This window comes from Kribbella sp. WER1 (genome assembly GCF_054189145.1).
In genome coordinates, this window is record NZ_CM135186.1 from 6,842,094 (window position 1) to 6,857,054 (window position 14,961).

Below are 14,961 nucleotides of genomic sequence, written 5' to 3' on the forward strand. Positions count from 1 at the left end.
GGGGCCCACCGCCTTCCGGGGGCGCGGTGAGCGCTCGATAGATTGACGCCATGGGGATTCAGATCGCGCCGAGCATCCTGTCCGCCGACTTCGCCCGGCTGGCCGACGAGGCCGTTGCCGTGTCGAACGCGGACTGGCTGCACGTGGACGTGATGGACAACCACTTCGTGCCGAACCTGACGCTCGGGATGCCGGTGGTCGAGTCGCTGGCGAAGGCGACCGACAAGCCGCTCGACTGTCACCTGATGATCGAGGACCCGGACCGCTGGGCACCCGGGTACGTCGAGGCCGGCGCGTCCAGCGTCACGTTCCACGCCGAGGCCTGCCGGGCGCCGATCCGGACCGCGCGGGAGATCCGCGCGAAGGGTGCCCGGGCCGCGATGGCGCTGAAGCCCGCGACCCCGATCGAGCCGTACGAGGACCTGCTGTCCGAGCTCGACATGATCCTGATCATGACCGTCGAGCCCGGGTTCGGCGGTCAGAAGTTCCTCGACGTGTGCGTGCCGAAGATCCGCCGGACCCGCGAGCTGCTCGACAAGCACGGCCTGGACCTGTGGATCGAGATCGACGGTGGCATCTCGGTGGAGACGATCGAGCGCTGCGCCGAGGCCGGCGCCGACGTGTTCGTGGCCGGCTCGGCGGTGTACGCCGCCGACGACCCGAACGGGATGGTCGAGGAACTACGCGGTCTCGCCGAGCAGGTCAGCGGCCGGTAACGGCTCCGCCTCCGCGACCTCCGGCGGCACACGGAGCAGCAGCACCGTCGAGAGCACCGCGAGGACGGCGGCCAGCAGCCACACGTACCGCACGCCCAACCCGTCGATGATCGCCCCGGCCACAGCCGCGCCGATCGCCCCGCCGGCGGTCGCCGCGCTGCTCATCCACCCGAACACCTCGGTCTTCGCGACGTCCGGCGTCAACGCCCCGAGCCGCCCGTACAGCGAGCCGATCGCCGGCGCCAGCGTCAGCCCCGACAACGCGAGCGCGATCCCGAGCGACACCGGCGACCCGGTCGCGAACACGCACAACAGCATCCCGACCGCGACCAGCGCGGCCCGGCGCCACAGGTGCGACGTACGGCGGCCGGGCAAGGCGCCCGCGACGACGCCGCCGAGCAGGCTGCCGAACGCCCAGGATGCCTCGAAGATGCCGGCGATCAGCCGCTGCCCGTGATCGTCCGCGAACGCGACGATCGCCAGCGAGATCCCGTTGAACGACATGATCCACAGGCCGAACGCGAGGATCAGCGGCAACCGGTGCCGGTGCCACAGCAACTCCCGCGCGGTCAGCGGTACGACGGTCCGCGGGTCGCGCCGCAGCGGCTCGGGTTGCCGGAGCGCGTACCACCAGATGAAGACCGCCGACATCGCCGCCGCGGACAGGACGCCGAGCCGTGGACTGGCCACGCTCACCGCGGTGGCCCCGAGCATCGGCCCGACCATGAACAGCAACTCCTGCGCCGTGGCGTCCACAGAGTACGCCGTCCGCAAGGCGGGACCGTCGACGACTCGCGGCCAGGCGGCGCGCAGCGTCTGGCTGACCGGCGGCACGACCGCACCGGCGAGCACCGCGAGCACCGGCAGGAACTGGTGCCGGCTCGCGGGCAGCAGGGCGATCGCGACCAGCGCGACACTCCACGCGAGGCCCGTCGCGAGCAGGATGCCCCGGGCGCCGCGGCGGTCCGCCGTCCGTGACCAGAGCGGCCCGGCCGCCGCAGTACCGACCGAATACGCGCCCGCGACCACGCCGGCCCAGCGGAACGAGCCGCTGGCGTCCTTCGCGAGGAAGGCGATGGGCACCGCGGTCGCGAGCATCGGCAGCCGCGCGAACAGCGACGACACCAGCAACGGAACCACCCCGCCGGCGCGCCACAAGTCTCGATAGCCCATGTCGAGATGCTCCCGGAAGCCACCGACAATTTACGATGAGCAGCGTGACCGAGCCCAAACCGGTGGATACCTGGCTGACCGACATGGACGGCGTCCTCGTGCACGAGGAGCGCGCGATCCCCGGCGCCAGCGACTTCATCGCCGCACTGCAGGCGTCCGGCAAGAAGTTCCTGGTCCTCACCAACAACTCGATCTTCACCCCGCGCGACCTCCGCGCCCGGCTGCTGGTCGCGGGCATCGACATCCCGGAGACGTCGATCTGGACCAGTGCGCTCGCCACCGCCCAGTTCCTCGACGACCAGCGCCCCGGCGGGACGGCGTACGTGATCGGCGAGGCCGGGCTGACGACCGCGCTGCACGAGGTCGGGTATGTGCTGACCGAGCGCGACCCGGACTACGTCGTACTCGGAGAGACCCGGACGTACTCGTTCGAGGCGATCACCAAGGCGATCCGGCTGATCGCCGACGGCGCCCGGTTCATCGCGACCAACCCGGACCCGACCGGCCCGTCCCAGGAAGGCCCGCTGCCCGCGACCGGGTCGGTGGCCGCGCTGATCACCCGCGCGACCGGCGTCGCGCCGTACTTCGTCGGCAAGCCGAACCCGCTGATGATGCGCAGCGCCCTGAACCGGATCGAGGGCCACTCCGAACACACCGTGATGATCGGCGACCGGATGGACACCGACATCATCAGCGGCCTGGAGGCGGGGCTGCGGAGCGTGCTGGTGCTGTCCGGGTCGACCGGCGAGCACGAGGTCGAGCGGTTCCCGTACCGCCCGACCCGGATCGTCGCCTCGATCGCCGACGTCGTACCCCTGGTGGGCGCGCTGTCCTAGCAGGTCAGGGTGCGGAAGCCGTACCCCTGCGCCTTCAGTGCCTTCAGGATCGCGGGTAGTGCGGCGACCGTCTGCGCGCGGTTGCCGCCGCCGTCGTGCATCAGGATCACCGAGCCGCTGTGCACGTTCTTGAGGACCCGCTGGACGATCGCGGTCGTCCCGGGCTTGGTCCAGTCGCGGGAATCGACCGTCCACACGACCAGGTCCTTGTGCAGTTGCCGGGCCCGTTGCCGGACGGTCGCGCTCACACCGCCGTACGGCGGCCGCAGGCAAGCCGGCGTACTGCCGATCGCGGCGCGGATCGCCTGGTCCGTCCCGGCGACCTCCTGCTGGAACCGCGCGGCGGTCAGCTTGCGCAGGTCGCTGTGGTCCCAGGTGTGGTTCTGCACGCTGTGCCCGGCGTCGTGGATCCGCTTGGTCAGCTCGGGATGCTTGCGGACGCTCTGGCCGATCTCGAAGAAGGTCGCCTTGGCGTCGAACTTCGCCAGCACGTCGAGCACCTTCGGGGTGTACTCGGCATCGGGACCGTCGTCGAAGGTCAGCACCACGTACTTGGTCGGCAGCGGCGTCGGGCTGGGCGTGCCGGCGGCCGGCGCGGCGACGGCCGGTGCGGGCGTGACGGGTTTGGCCGGCGACTTCGCGGCCGCGACCACGACCGTCCCGATCACCGCGCTCACCAGCATCATCACCGCCAGACCGACGGCCCTGTTCCCCGCACGCGTCAAGCGAACGTTCATTTTCCCCCCAGGGCGGTGGGTGGTTACTTCCTCACCCGTCCAACCCTCGGCGAACCACCGCCGAAAGCCAGCGGCCACGCCGCTTCCGCCGCAACAATTCACGGATACCGGACGCGTCAGGTGCAGGACATCGTGGTGAAGCCGAAGCCACGGGCCTTCAGCGTCCGCAGGATCGTCGGGAGCGCAGCCACCGTCTGACTGCGGTTCCCGCCGCCGTCGTGCATCAGGATCACCGAGCCGTCGTGCACGTTCGCGAGTGCTCGGCGCAAGATCACCGACGATCCGGGGCGCGACCAGTCGCGGGTGTCGATCGTCCAGACCCGGATCTTCTTGCCGAGCAGCGCCGCGCGACGCGCCTCCAGCTTGTCCATCCCGCCGTACGGCGGCCGCAGACACCGCGGGGTGTACCCGGTCTGCGCCCGGATGACCCGATCCGCCGTCAGCACCTGCGACCTGAACACCGGCCAGGAGACCCGCCGCAGATCCGGGTGTGACCAGGTGTGGTTCTGCACGCTGTTGCCCTGTCGATAGACGTTCCGCGTGTACGCCGGGTACCGCCGCACGTTCTGCCCGATCTCGAAGAACGTCGCCCGGGCGCCGTACGCGCGAAGAATCTTCAGCACCTGCGGCGTATACGTACTCGGTCCGTCGTCGAACGTCAGGTAGACGTACCTACGCGCCCGGGCCTCGCTCGTGCCGGTCGCGGACGCCCTGGGCGCCAGCCCGACCACGAGCAGGCAGAGTGCGAGCACTGCGACCAACAACCGGCGTACAGGCATGGCTACCCCCAGATGCAGCGTCGGACCTCCATCGTGCGCTTCGACCGGCTCACTCAGAGTACTTGCGAGAGGAACTGCCGCAACCGCGGCGACTCGGCTGCGCCGAACAGCTGGTCGGGTACGCCGGACTCGACCACGACGCCCTGGTCCATGAACGCGACCTGGTCCGCGACCTCGCGGGCGAAGCCCATTTCGTGGGTGACCACGACCATCGTCATCCCGGCGCCGGCCAGGTCGGCCATCAGCGCGAGCACGCCCTTGACCAGCTCCGGGTCGAGCGCGGACGTCGCCTCGTCGAACAGCATCACCTCGGGTTTCATCGCCAGCGCCCGCGCGATCGCGACCCGCTGCTGCTGGCCGCCGGACAGGTTGCCGGGGCGCGCGTTCGCCTTGTGCGCCAGGCCGACGAGCTCGAGCTGCTCGCGCGCCGCGGCCTGTGCGGCCTCGGTGCCGAGCTTCTTGATCTTGCGCAGCGGCAGCGTGATGTTGTCGAGCACGCTCTTGTGCGGGAACAGATTGAAGTGCTGGAACACCATCCCGATCCGGCGCCGCAGCACGTCCGGGTCACCCCGCAGTACCGACTCGCCACCGAGCCGTACGTCGCCTGCGTCCGGCTCGAGCAGCCGGTTGATCGCCCGCAGCAACGTCGACTTGCCGGAACCCGACGGGCCGATCACGCACGCGGTCCGCCCGGCCGGTACGGCGAGGTCGACCCCGCGCAGCACCTTGTTGCTGCCGAACGCGAGCTCGACACCGCTGACCTCCAGGCTCGCGGCCTCAACGTGCTGCATGTTCGACCTCCTCCACCGGGCGCCCGTCGCGCAGCCGCTTGTCGAAGTGGTTCACCAGATGCGTCAACGGCACCGTCATCACCAGGTAGAAGATGCCCGCGAGCAGCAGCGGCGAGAGGTTCCCGTTCGTCGCGGCCGCGTCCTGGCCGATCCGGAACAGCTCGCGCTGACTCGCGAGCAGCCCGAGGAAGTACACCAGGCTGGAGTCCTTCACGAGCGCGATGAACTGGTTCACCAGCGCCGGCAGCACCCGCCGAACCCCTTGCGGGATGACGACCAGCCGCATCCCGCTCGGGTAGCTGAACCCGAGCGCGCGGGCCGCCTCGAGCTGGCCCGCCTCGACGCTCTGGATCCCGGAGCGGAAGATCTCGCCGATGTACGCCGCCGCGATCAGAGACAGCGCGAGGATGCCGAGCGGGTACGGGTTCGGGCCCCACCAGTGCCGGGTGATCGGGGACAGGCCCTGGCCGATCAGCAGGATCGTCAGGATCGCCGGCAGGCCGCGGAAGATGTCGGTGTAGATCTTCGCCGGCCAGCGCAGCCACCGCGTCCGGGACAGCGCGAGGACCGCCACGACCATGCCGAGCACGGTGCCCAGCACGACCGAGGCGGCCGCCAGGATCAGCGTGTTGACCAGCCCGACCTTGAGCATCTCGGGCAGTACTTCCTTCATCGACTCCCAGTCGAGGAAGGTGTCACGCAGGGTCGACCAGATGTCCATCAGGCTTTGGGAGCCGTGAACTTGACCGATCCGCTGCCCGGCTTGAAGTTCGCCGGTACGGCGCGACCCGGGTAGTACTGCTCGACCAGCTTGGTCCAGGTGCCGTCGGCGATCACCTCGTCGAGCGCCTTGTTGACGGCCTCGCGGAGCTTGTCGTTCTTCTTCGCGACCGCGAACGCCATCGGCGCGTCACTCAGCTCCTTCGCGGCCAGGATCACTGTGCCGCCGCCCTGCTCCTTGGCCATCTTCTCGCCGATCTCCGCCGGCGACACCCACGCGTCCGCGGTGCCGGCCTTCAGTTGGCCGAGAGCGGCGTTGTAGTTCGGCACCCGGACCGGGTTCAGGTTCTTGCCGGTCGCGTAGTCGTCCTGGACGGTGCCCTGGACAACCACCACACGCTTGCCCGGCAGCTGGTCGAACTTCGTGATCCCGGAGCTCTTGGTGGTGTTCAGCCCGAGGTAGCCGAAGTCGTACCCGTTGCTGAATGCAACGGTCTTCTTGCGTGCCTCGGTGACCGTGATCGACGAGCTGCCGAGGTCGAACTGGCCGCCGTTCACCTGCGAGAGCAGCGCCGAGAAGTCGGTGCCGACGAACTCGGGCTTCAGGTTCAGCTTCGCCGCGACCGCGGTGATCAGGTCGTTGTCGAACCCGGTGAACTTGCCGTCCTTCACGTACACGTTCGGCGGCGCGTCGGTGAGCGTGCCGATCCGCAGCGTCCCCGGCTGCATCAGGCCGAGGTCCGGGCCGGAGGCGGAATCCTTCTGGTCGCTGCCGCAGGCAACCATCGCCGCCGCCAAGGTGATAGCCCCGACCACTGCGGCAACCCGCCGAAACGCACGCACAACTGTCTCCTCACACCGTCAACGAAGACGGAGCGATCGGCTCCGCCTTCGCAACCCAACACCAGCTTTCGGCGGTCGTATTCCGGTGTGACAAGACGTGAGACGGTGGTAAAAGTGCAGTCGGTCTGTGCTATATCAGGCGTGATTCCGCTCGTAGTGCGCGAGCGCATCCGCGGTCCGACCGGTGCCATAGGCAAGCAGTAGCTCGGCGACCGCCGGCGACTCCCCGGCAGCGGCCGCCGCCGCCCGCTGAATCTCGTCGGCCGACGCAACCGCCCGGAACAAATCCTGGATCTCCCGTACGACGGTCCGCGCGGGAAGCTCGGCACGCACCTCAGCGTGAGCCGGCTGCCAAGCGGCGGCTCCCGTCTGGACGGGCAGCCCGCCGGGGGAGACGAACGGCGCCGAGGCCTCCGCGCCCGCGGCGGTGCCCGCCCCCAGGCTCGCGCCCGCACTCCCGCCGAGACCTGCGCGTGCGCCCGTGTGCGGACCCTCGCCTCCGTCGGTGGCGGCGCGGGGGAGGTGGTTGGTGGTGGTGTAGGCGCTGGTTGCCGAGCGGATCGACTGCAGTTCGATCGCGATCTGCTCCGGTGGGAGTGCGTCGGCGATCGCGACGTCGGCGAGCTCGGACACGGCCCGCAGGCGGGTCACCACGGCGGGGTTGCCGATCTTCACCCGCTGCGCCCGGACCAGCTGGGACAGCATCGGCGCGGACAGCCCGATCACGGCCGCGAGCCCGCCCTGGGTCAGACCGAGCGCCTGGGTGACGCGCCGTACCACCTCGCCGAGCGGTTCGCCGTACAGCTCGACCTGCTGCTGCAGGTTCTGCCTGCTCTGTTCCATCCTCGCACTCCTCGCCGACCTGTCCGTTGGCACCTGCAAAGATCTTCGCACTTGCGAACAGCAAATACCAGTAGGGACCCGCTTGACATTTGCAATCGCAAACTGAGAGTGTTTGCGGCAGCGAATCCCACTCGGAGGAAACGATGACGACTCACCATCGACACCGCCACCCGGCGGTGCTGGCGCTTCTCGCCATCACACTGACCGCGCTGCTGGCCGGTCTGGCAGCGCCGACGGCCCAGGCCGACCCAGCCCCCGACAGCGGCAAGCTGGTTCTCGTGCTGGACTCGTCCGGCTCGATGAAGGAGCCGGCCGGTGACGGTACGACGAAGATCGCCGCGGCCCGGACCGCCCTGACCAAGGTCGTGGGCGCGCTGCCCGCGGACGCCCAGGTCGGTCTCCGGGTCTACGGTGCCACCGTGTTCAAGCGCAGCCAGCCGGGCGCCTGCACCGACACCCAGCTGACCGTCCCGATCGGAGCCGGTAACCGGCCGCAGCTCCAGGCGGCGATCGCGAAGTACCAGCCGTACGGCGAGACCCCGATCGGCTACGCGCTCCAGCAGGCCGCGAAGGACCTCGGCCCGAGCGGCCGGCGTACGATCGTGCTGGTCTCCGACGGTGAGGCCACCTGTGACCTCGACCCGTGCGTGGTCGCGCAGTCGATCGCCAAGCAGGGGATCGACCTGAAGATCGACGTGGTCGGGTTCCGGGTCGCGGGCAAGGCGCGCAGCCAGCTCCAGTGCGTGGCCCGCGAGGGCCGCGGCGACTACTACGACGCCGACTCGACCATCGACCTCGAGGCCGGGCTGGGCAGGCTGTCCACCCGGGCCTTCCGCCCGTTCCGGATCTCCGGTACGCCGGTCCACGGGGCGCCGCAGCCGGAAGGCGCGCCGGAGCTTGCCCCGGGCCACTACTCGGACATGTTCGGTGTCGACGACACCTCGAAGCACTACCTGATCAAGCGGACCATCAAGGGCTCGACGCTGCGCGCCGGGGTCAGCTTCCGGCGTCCGTCCGGCGGCAGCCTGGTGATCCAGACCGAGGTCCGGCTGACCACGCCGGACGGCAAGCAGTGCGGCTGGAGCTATCCGCGCAGCTTCGACGGCGATCAGGGGCTCGCGACCGGCACCGCCTCGAGCTGGTCGAAGTACGACTCCAAGGGCCTCTGCACGGACGCCGACGCGATGGTGCTCACCGTCAATCCGGGCAAGGACTTCCGCGAGCTCAGGGGCGTGCCGTACGAGCTGCGCATCGACGAGGAGCCGCCGGTCGACTCCACCACCAGCCTCCCGGCGGCGGCCGCCGACCCGGTCTGGATTCCGATGAAGGGATCGACTCCGCGCGAGGTCGTTCCCGGTTCGAGCTTCCCGGACGCCCCGGTGCTCCAGTCCGGTACGTACAAGACGACGCTGATGCCCGGCGAGCTCCAGCTGTACAAGGTCAAGCTCGACTGGGGCCAGCGGCTTCAGGTGCAGGCGACCGTCCCGGAGATGGCCGGCGCCACCGCCGAGGCGCTCGACGGGATCCGGTACCTCGACACCGCGGTGATCTCGCCGATCGGCGAGGACGTGTACGCCGTCTTCGCGAAGAACGTGCCGGGCGGCGGGTACAAGCGGGGCGTGCTGACCAAGCGCGGCCTGGTCAAGGCCGTCACCACCAAGGAGGTCCGCTACCTCAACCGCAACGGCGCCAACAACCAGGACACCGGCACATCGGTGCCCGGCGAGTACTACGTCGCGGTCTCGCTCACCCGGAAAACCGACGACAAGGCGTTCACGATCCCGCTGAACCTCACGGTCGCCGCGGTCGGTACGGCGGGCACCGGCAAGCCGGAGTACGTCGGCGGCGCGACACCGGTGACCGGCGAGACCGCAACCCCGACGCCGACCGCTTCCGAGCCGACTGCCTCGGAGCCGACCGCGTCCGAGCCGACCGGCTCCGGCGACAAGACCGAGGCCGGCGCGCCGATCCAGGACGACGCCGACACCACCGGCAACACCCCGATCGCGCTGATCGCCGGCCTCACCGGCGGCGGCGTTGTCCTCCTCCTCGTCGGGCTCCTCGTGGTGCTCCGCCTCCGGCGTACGCCCCAGCACCAGGGCGGCCCGCAGTACCCGGGCAATCAGCCGCCGAACAACCCTCCGGCGCCCAACTACCGCTGACCACGAGCCCCGGCCGAACCCACGGCCGGGGCTCGTCCCGTACTGCTCGTGGTCGTGCGAGGCGGTAGGTTCTGGGCGGTGGAGGCGTTTGCGGGGCGGTATCGGCTGATCGATCTGATCGGGACCGGTGGCATGGGTTCGGTCTGGCGCGCCTGGGATCTGCGACGTTCGACGTACGTCGCCGCGAAGGTGCTCGGGCAGCACGACGCTGCGACGTTGCTGCGGTTTGTTCGCGAGCAGTCGCTGCGGATCGAGCACCCGCAGGTGATCGCGCCGCACGGGTGGGCCGCGGACGACGACAAGGTCGTGTTCGCGATGGACCTGGTGCGGGGCGGTTCGGTCGCGACGCTGCTCGGCGACCACGGCCCGCTGCCGACGGCGTACGTCGCCGTACTGCTCGATCAGCTGCTGCACGGGCTGTCCGCGGTGCATGCGGCCCGCGTCGTACACCGCGACGTGAAGCCCGCGAACCTGCTCCTGGACGTGACCGGCACCGGCCGGCCGCATCTCCGGTTGTCCGACTTCGGCGTCGCCGGCCTGCTCGACGAACCGAGAATGACCCGCCACAGCACAATCCTCGGCACCCCTGGCTACCTCGCCCCCGAACAGCTCGCCGGCTCCGACCCCGACCCCCGCCAGGACCTGTACGCCGTCGGGGCCGTAGCCACCGAACTCCTCACCGGCGAACGCCCCACCCCCGCAGGCCACCTGCCGTCACCCGGCGGCCCCCTCGCCGACTTCGTCCACCACCTCACCGCACCGGACCCCGCCAACCGCCCCGCCACAGCAGCAGCCGCCGCCCAACTCCTGGCCGCCATCCCCACCACTCCCTGGGCAACAGGCCCCGACGCCCCCGAAGTATTCGACCAACTCCCACCCCTCCCACCCCCGTGGACCCCCACCGGCCCACAACCCACAACCACCACCCCACCACCCACACAACACCTCCAAATCCAGCCCCCACCAAGAACCCCACCTGCCACCGGCAGGCCGGCTACGGGTGAGCCGCCCGCCCCGGTCGGCGCCGCCGGCGCGCCGGGCGCACCCGCGCCAGCCAACCCGCGTGGGCACGTGGGGCGCGGTGCCGCGAGCGGTGAGTCGGGCACTGCCCGGCCGGTGGACCTGCCAGCAGCAGCTGCACCGGGTGCAGCAGGTGGCGTGCTGGGCGCACCCGCGCCAGCTAACCCGCGTGGGCACGCAGGGCGCGGTGCCGCGAGCGGTGGGCCGGGCTCCGCCCGGTCGGTGGATCTGCCTGCCGCAGCTGCGCCGGGTGCTGCAGATGGTGTGGCGGGTGTGCCCGCGCCTGGTGCAGCGGGTGGGGTGGTGTCGGGGGTGCGGCGGGGGTTGTGGTGGGTGGTTTGGGTTTGTTGGTTGGGGGCGGTGGGGTTGTTGGGGAGTGCTCTCTGGTTGTTGGTGCGGTAAATCGGCGGACGTCCGCCCGCCGCAGTGGGAGACTGCTGAGGATGGGTTCGCTTCTGGGGGAGCGGTTGCGGTTGTTGGTGGCTGCGTTGGCAGTGACGACAACCGTTGGGTACGGCGTACTGATCTACGCGTTCAGCGCGCTGCTCGGGCCGATGAGTCGGGCGTTGGATGTCTCCACCACGACCGTGGTCGGCGCTTCGACCACCGCTGTGCTGGTGAGCGGGCTGATCTCGATCCCGGTGGGCCGGCGGCTGGATGTGCGGGGCGGCCGCGGGCTGATGACGGCCGGCTCGATCCTCGCGGCCGTCGCCGTACTCGGGTGGTCGCAGGTCCACAGCACCTTCGAGTTGTACGTCGCGTTCGTCGCGATCGGCGTCGCCTCCGCGATGGTGCTGTATCCGCCCGCCTTCGCCGTAGTCGTCGCCGTCGCCGCGCCCGCGCGAAGGACCAACTCGATCCTCACCATCACGCTCGTCGGCGGTCTGGCGAGCTCGATCTTCATCCCGCTCACCGGATACCTCGCGCAGAGCCTCGGCTGGCGGACCGGCCTCGCCGTACTGGCCGGCGTACTCGCGCTGACCACCGTCCCGCTCCACTTCCTCGCCGTACCGCGCCGACCCCCAAGCCGCCCGACCGACAGATCAGCCAAATCACCAGTGAGAGTTCTCAAGGACCCCGGCTTCTGGCTGCTTGCCGGCGCGTTCGTCGTGCACAGCGCGGCGCTGGCCGTGATCGCCGTCCACCTCGTCCTGTACCTGATCACCCTCGGCCACCCGCCGGCCCGCGCGGCCACCCTCGCGGGTCTGCTCGGCCTGCTGTCTGTGACGGGCCGCCTGGTGACCAGCGTCTCCGCCCGATGGTTGCCGATGGCGACGATCACCGCGCTGATCCTGTTCGTCCAGGGGGTCGCGATCGCCCTGCTCCCGGTGGTCGGGCGGCACGTCGCGGGCGCGGTCGGCTGCCTGGTCCTCTTCGGTCTGGGCTTCGGCGTGTCGTCGATCGCGACGCCGGCGATCCTGCTCGACCGGTACGGCGCGACCGGGTTCGGCACGATCGCGGGCCTGCTCGGTACGCCGACCACGATCGCGAAGGCGACCGGGCCGCTCGCGGGCGCGGGGCTCGCGGACGCGTTCGGGTACCGGCCGCTGGTGCTCACCGTCGCGGTGGCCTGCGTGGTCGCGTCAGGCGGTCTCGCGCTGACGCGGAGGGTCCGCCCGGTGGCCACGATGTGACCTGGGTCGTGGCGGGGGTTGGCGGAGGGGGCATACTTGAGGAACGAGTGAAACCCACTCGCGTGCTCCGGGGTCGGTGTAATTCCGAGCCGGCGGTGACAGTCCGCGACCCGTGACTTCGCAAGAAGGAGCGGTTGACCTGGTGGAATTCCAGGACCGACGGTGAAAGTCCGGATGGGAGGCGCACGCGGTCGGCGGGTGTGCTCTGGCGCCCGGCGGCGCGGAGCGTGGGCTGTGAGGCCTGCGGGACGCGACCGGCGAGGGTCCGGTGACGGGCCTGGCGTTGGGACCGGCGAGTTCCAGCGACGGCGACGGAGCGGATGCGCCGAGCGAGGCCCCGGCAGTGCGTCCGTGACGACGAGGGGCCCGAGTAGTGAACGACGTGTCGCCGATGGATGTCGCGTGGATGCGGCGTGCCGTCGAGCTGGCCGCCCGCGGCACCGGCAGCACGCATCCGAACCCGGTCGTGGGCTGCGTGGTCACCGGCTCCGACGGGCATCCGGTCGGCGAGGGCTTCCATGCTGTTGCCGGCGGCCCGCACGCGGAGGTCGAAGCGCTCCGGATGGCGGGTGCCCGGGCCCGGGGCGGTACGGCGTACGTGACGCTCGAGCCCTGCAATCACACCGGGCGGACCGGTCCGTGCGCGGACGCGCTGGTCGAGGCGGGCGTCGCGCGGGTCGTGTACGCCGTACCGGATCCGAACCGTACGGCGGCCGGCGGCGCGGACAAGCTGCGCAGCAAGAACGTCGACGTCGTCGAGGGCGTCCTGCGGACCGAGGCCGAGGCGGTCAACCACGTGTGGCTGCACAGCGTCCGGGTCGGGCGGCCGTTCGTGACCTGGAAGTTCGCGACCACGCTGGACGGGCGGTCCGCGGCGCCGGACCGGACGAGTAAGTGGATCACCGGACCGATCGCGCGTGCGGACGTGCACCGGCTGCGGGCCGAGTGCGACGCGATCGCGGTCGGTACCCAGACGGTGCTGTCCGACGACCCGGAGCTGACGGTTCGGGACGAGAACGACGTACCCGCGGCGCGGCAGCCGTTGCGGGTGGTGGTCGGCGACCGGGAGATCCCGGCGACCGCGCGGGTCCGCAACGACCGCGCGGAGACGTTGCTGCTGCCGACGCACGATCCCGCCGAGGTGCTCCGGCAGTTGGACGACCGGCAGATCCGGCACCTCTGGCTCGAAGGCGGCCCGACGCTGGCCGCCGCGTTCCTGCGCGCCGGGCTGGTCGACCAGATCGTCGCGTACGTCGCCCCGGCCGTGCTCGGTTCGGGGTACGCCGCGGTCGGCGACCTCGGCGCGGAATCGATCGACCACCTGCTGCGGTTCAACCTAGCGGACGTCACCCGCCTCGGCGACGACGTCCGGCTGACCCTGGTTCCTCTGGGAGGAAAGTAGATGTTCACCGGCATCATCGAAGAGCTCGGCACCGTCGAGTCCCTGGAGCTGCTCGACGGCGACGCGGCCCGACTGACCATCCGCGGACCCCGCGTGACCGAGGACGCGGCGCACGGCGCGTCGATCGCGGTCAACGGCTGTTGCCTGACGGTCGTCGAGTACGGCGGCGGCGTGTTCACCGCGGACGTGATGCGCGAGACGCTGCAGCGCACCAGCCTCGGCGGCCTGGACAAGGGCTCGCCGGTCAACCTGGAGCGGGCGGTCGCCGCGCACGAACGACTCGGCGGGCACATCGTCCAGGGCCACGTCGACGGCACCGGGACGATCGCGTCCCGGACCCCCGGGGACCGCTGGGAGGATGTCCGGATCGCGACCTCGCCGGAGATCCTGAAGTACGTCGCCGAGAAGGGCTCGATCGCGATCGACGGGGTGTCGCTGACAGTCACCGACGTGGACGACGCGAGCGGCACGTTCGGCGTCAGCCTGATCCCGACCACGCTGGAGCTGACCGTGCTCGGCGCGAACAAGGTCGGCGACACCGTCAACCTCGAGGTCGACGTGATCGCGAAGTACGTCGAACGCCTGCTGACCGCGGGCGTCACTCCCTCTTCTGTTGCTGGAGGCAACAAGTGAATCCGATCGACTGGCTGTTGACCTCCCAGGTCACGATCGCCGGCTCGCCGGTGCTGGTCCGGGAGATCGTCGGCAACGTGTTCGGCCTGGCCAGCGCGCTGTTCGGGATGCGCCGGCTGGTCGCCGCGTGGCCGGTCGGCATCGTCGGCAACGTGCTGCTGTTCACGGTGTTCGTCGGCGGCATCTTCGACACCCCGCAGGACAAGGACCTCTGGGGCCAGGCCGGGCGCCAGGTGTTCTTCGCGCTGATCAGCCTGTACGGGTGGTACCGCTGGTACCAGACCCGCCACCACGGTTCCGCGCAGGCGGTCCAGCCGCGCTGGGCGACCGCCCGCCAGCGGCTCGAACTGCTCGGGATCGGCGTCGTCGTCTACGCGATCGCGTACTTCGTGCTGAAGGCGCTCGGCTCGTGGGGCCCGCAGTGGGACGCGTGGATCCTCACCGGGTCGATCCTCGCGACGTACGGGATGGCCCGCGGGTTCGTCGAGTTCTGGCTGATCTGGGTGGCCGTCGACGTGGTCGGCGTACCGCTGCTGGTGCAGGCGAAGTTCTACCCGTCGGCGACCATGTACGTCGTGTACGGGCTGTTCTGCGTACTCGGTTTCGCGTCGTGGTGGAAGATCCAGAACCGCGAGCGGGCCGCAGCTCCCGAGGCAGTGGTGGTGGGTTGAG

The 14,961-nt window shown here is 70.4% G+C and carries 15 protein-coding genes and 1 riboswitch; of the genes, 8 read left to right on the forward strand and 7 right to left on the reverse strand.

The window, feature by feature from the left end; all coding sequences use genetic code 11:
* Positions 1-50: 50 nt before the first annotated feature.
* Complete coding sequence (gene rpe / locus ACXJJ3_RS33575; RefSeq protein WP_458165895.1) at positions 51-716, forward strand: ribulose-phosphate 3-epimerase; 666 nt, start codon at positions 51-53, stop codon at positions 714-716.
* Here the strand turns inward: rpe and ACXJJ3_RS33580 are convergent.
* The gene (locus ACXJJ3_RS33580) at positions 681-1,889 is read right to left on the reverse strand and encodes an MFS transporter (RefSeq protein ID WP_458165896.1); all 1,209 of its coding nucleotides are present in this window, start codon (positions 1,887-1,889) and stop codon (positions 681-683) included. The genes rpe and ACXJJ3_RS33580 overlap by 36 nt on opposite strands.
* A gap of 35 nt (positions 1,890-1,924) precedes the next feature.
* Between ACXJJ3_RS33580 and ACXJJ3_RS33585 the strand changes: the two genes are divergently transcribed.
* Positions 1,925-2,725, forward strand: coding sequence for an HAD-IIA family hydrolase (locus ACXJJ3_RS33585; protein ID WP_458165897.1), 801 nt, complete (start codon positions 1,925-1,927; stop codon positions 2,723-2,725).
* On the opposite strand, the gene ACXJJ3_RS33590 is transcribed toward ACXJJ3_RS33585, so the two are convergent.
* The 6 genes from ACXJJ3_RS33590 to ACXJJ3_RS33615 form a co-directional block, all read right to left on the reverse strand.
* The gene (locus ACXJJ3_RS33590) at positions 2,722-3,462 is read right to left on the reverse strand and encodes a polysaccharide deacetylase family protein (protein ID WP_458165898.1); all 741 of its coding nucleotides are present in this window, start codon (positions 3,460-3,462) and stop codon (positions 2,722-2,724) included. The two genes, ACXJJ3_RS33585 and ACXJJ3_RS33590, sit on opposite strands and share 4 nt — an antisense overlap.
* Positions 3,463-3,578: 116 nt before the next feature.
* The gene (locus ACXJJ3_RS33595; protein WP_458165899.1) at positions 3,579-4,241 is read right to left on the reverse strand and encodes a polysaccharide deacetylase family protein; all 663 of its coding nucleotides are present in this window, start codon (positions 4,239-4,241) and stop codon (positions 3,579-3,581) included.
* Positions 4,242-4,294: 53 nt separating this feature from the next.
* Entirely contained in the window at positions 4,295-5,032 is a 738-nt protein-coding gene (locus ACXJJ3_RS33600; RefSeq protein WP_458165900.1) for an amino acid ABC transporter ATP-binding protein, read from the reverse strand.
* Positions 5,019-5,753: an amino acid ABC transporter permease gene (locus tag ACXJJ3_RS33605; protein ID WP_458165901.1), complete on the reverse strand. Its 735-nt coding sequence runs from the start codon at positions 5,751-5,753 to the stop codon at positions 5,019-5,021. Before ACXJJ3_RS33605 ends, ACXJJ3_RS33600 begins: the two co-directional genes overlap by 14 nt.
* Positions 5,753-6,595, reverse strand: coding sequence for a substrate-binding periplasmic protein (locus ACXJJ3_RS33610; protein WP_458165902.1), 843 nt, complete (start codon positions 6,593-6,595; stop codon positions 5,753-5,755). Before ACXJJ3_RS33610 ends, ACXJJ3_RS33605 begins: the two co-directional genes overlap by 1 nt.
* Before the next feature lie 135 nt (positions 6,596-6,730).
* Positions 6,731-7,438 carry a helix-turn-helix domain-containing protein gene (locus ACXJJ3_RS33615; protein ID WP_458165903.1) on the reverse strand — a complete coding sequence of 236 codons (708 nt, stop codon included), beginning with the start codon at positions 7,436-7,438 and terminating at the stop codon, positions 6,731-6,733.
* A gap of 143 nt (positions 7,439-7,581) precedes the next feature.
* Between ACXJJ3_RS33615 and ACXJJ3_RS33620 the strand changes: the two genes are divergently transcribed.
* The 6 genes from ACXJJ3_RS33620 (at position 7,582) to pnuC (ending at position 14,960) form a co-directional block, all read left to right on the forward strand.
* Positions 7,582-9,600 (forward strand): vWA domain-containing protein, encoded by a 2,019-nt coding sequence (locus ACXJJ3_RS33620; RefSeq protein ID WP_458165904.1) that lies wholly within the window; start codon positions 7,582-7,584, stop codon positions 9,598-9,600.
* Between the two features lie 78 nt (positions 9,601-9,678).
* On the forward strand, positions 9,679-11,022 hold the full coding sequence (locus ACXJJ3_RS33625; RefSeq protein WP_458165905.1) for a serine/threonine-protein kinase: 1,344 nt from the start codon (positions 9,679-9,681) through the stop codon (positions 11,020-11,022).
* A gap of 41 nt (positions 11,023-11,063) precedes the next feature.
* Positions 11,064-12,254 carry an MFS transporter gene (locus tag ACXJJ3_RS33630; RefSeq protein WP_458165906.1) on the forward strand — a complete coding sequence of 397 codons (1,191 nt, stop codon included), beginning with the start codon at positions 11,064-11,066 and terminating at the stop codon, positions 12,252-12,254.
* 59 nt (positions 12,255-12,313) lie between these two features.
* Positions 12,314-12,444, forward strand: a riboswitch (FMN riboswitch).
* 201 nt (positions 12,445-12,645) lie between these two features.
* Positions 12,646-13,656, forward strand: a complete 1,011-nt coding sequence (gene ribD / locus ACXJJ3_RS33635; protein WP_458171972.1) for a bifunctional diaminohydroxyphosphoribosylaminopyrimidine deaminase/5-amino-6-(5-phosphoribosylamino)uracil reductase RibD — start codon at positions 12,646-12,648, stop codon at positions 13,654-13,656.
* Positions 13,657-14,289 carry a riboflavin synthase gene (locus ACXJJ3_RS33640; protein WP_458165907.1) on the forward strand — a complete coding sequence of 211 codons (633 nt, stop codon included), beginning with the start codon at positions 13,657-13,659 and terminating at the stop codon, positions 14,287-14,289.
* Positions 14,286-14,960 carry a nicotinamide riboside transporter PnuC gene (pnuC, locus tag ACXJJ3_RS33645; protein WP_458165908.1) on the forward strand — a complete coding sequence of 225 codons (675 nt, stop codon included), beginning with the start codon at positions 14,286-14,288 and terminating at the stop codon, positions 14,958-14,960. Before ACXJJ3_RS33640 ends, pnuC begins: the two co-directional genes overlap by 4 nt.
* Position 14,961 lies beyond the last annotated feature (1 nt).

Bases quoted from the DNA above. Each gene is read 5' to 3' on its own strand.
- rpe (WP_458165895.1), top strand. From the start codon at position 51: ATGGGGATTCAGATCGCGCCGAGCATCCTGTCCGCCGACTTCGCCCGG.
- ACXJJ3_RS33580 (WP_458165896.1), bottom strand. From the start codon at position 1,889: ATGGGCTATCGAGACTTGTGGCGCGCCGGCGGGGTGGTTCCGTTGCTG.
- ACXJJ3_RS33585 (WP_458165897.1), top strand. From the start codon at position 1,925: ATGAGCAGCGTGACCGAGCCCAAACCGGTGGATACCTGGCTGACCGAC.
- ACXJJ3_RS33590 (WP_458165898.1), bottom strand. From the start codon at position 3,462: ATGAACGTTCGCTTGACGCGTGCGGGGAACAGGGCCGTCGGTCTGGCG.
- ACXJJ3_RS33595 (WP_458165899.1), bottom strand. From the start codon at position 4,241: ATGCCTGTACGCCGGTTGTTGGTCGCAGTGCTCGCACTCTGCCTGCTC.
- ACXJJ3_RS33600 (WP_458165900.1), bottom strand. From the start codon at position 5,032: ATGCAGCACGTTGAGGCCGCGAGCCTGGAGGTCAGCGGTGTCGAGCTC.
- ACXJJ3_RS33605 (WP_458165901.1), bottom strand. From the start codon at position 5,753: ATGGACATCTGGTCGACCCTGCGTGACACCTTCCTCGACTGGGAGTCG.
- ACXJJ3_RS33615 (WP_458165903.1), bottom strand. From the start codon at position 7,438: ATGGAACAGAGCAGGCAGAACCTGCAGCAGCAGGTCGAGCTGTACGGC.
- ACXJJ3_RS33620 (WP_458165904.1), top strand. From the start codon at position 7,582: ATGACGACTCACCATCGACACCGCCACCCGGCGGTGCTGGCGCTTCTC.
- ACXJJ3_RS33630 (WP_458165906.1), top strand. From the start codon at position 11,064: ATGGGTTCGCTTCTGGGGGAGCGGTTGCGGTTGTTGGTGGCTGCGTTG.
- ribD (WP_458171972.1), top strand. From the start codon at position 12,646: ATGGATGTCGCGTGGATGCGGCGTGCCGTCGAGCTGGCCGCCCGCGGC.
- ACXJJ3_RS33640 (WP_458165907.1), top strand. From the start codon at position 13,657: ATGTTCACCGGCATCATCGAAGAGCTCGGCACCGTCGAGTCCCTGGAG.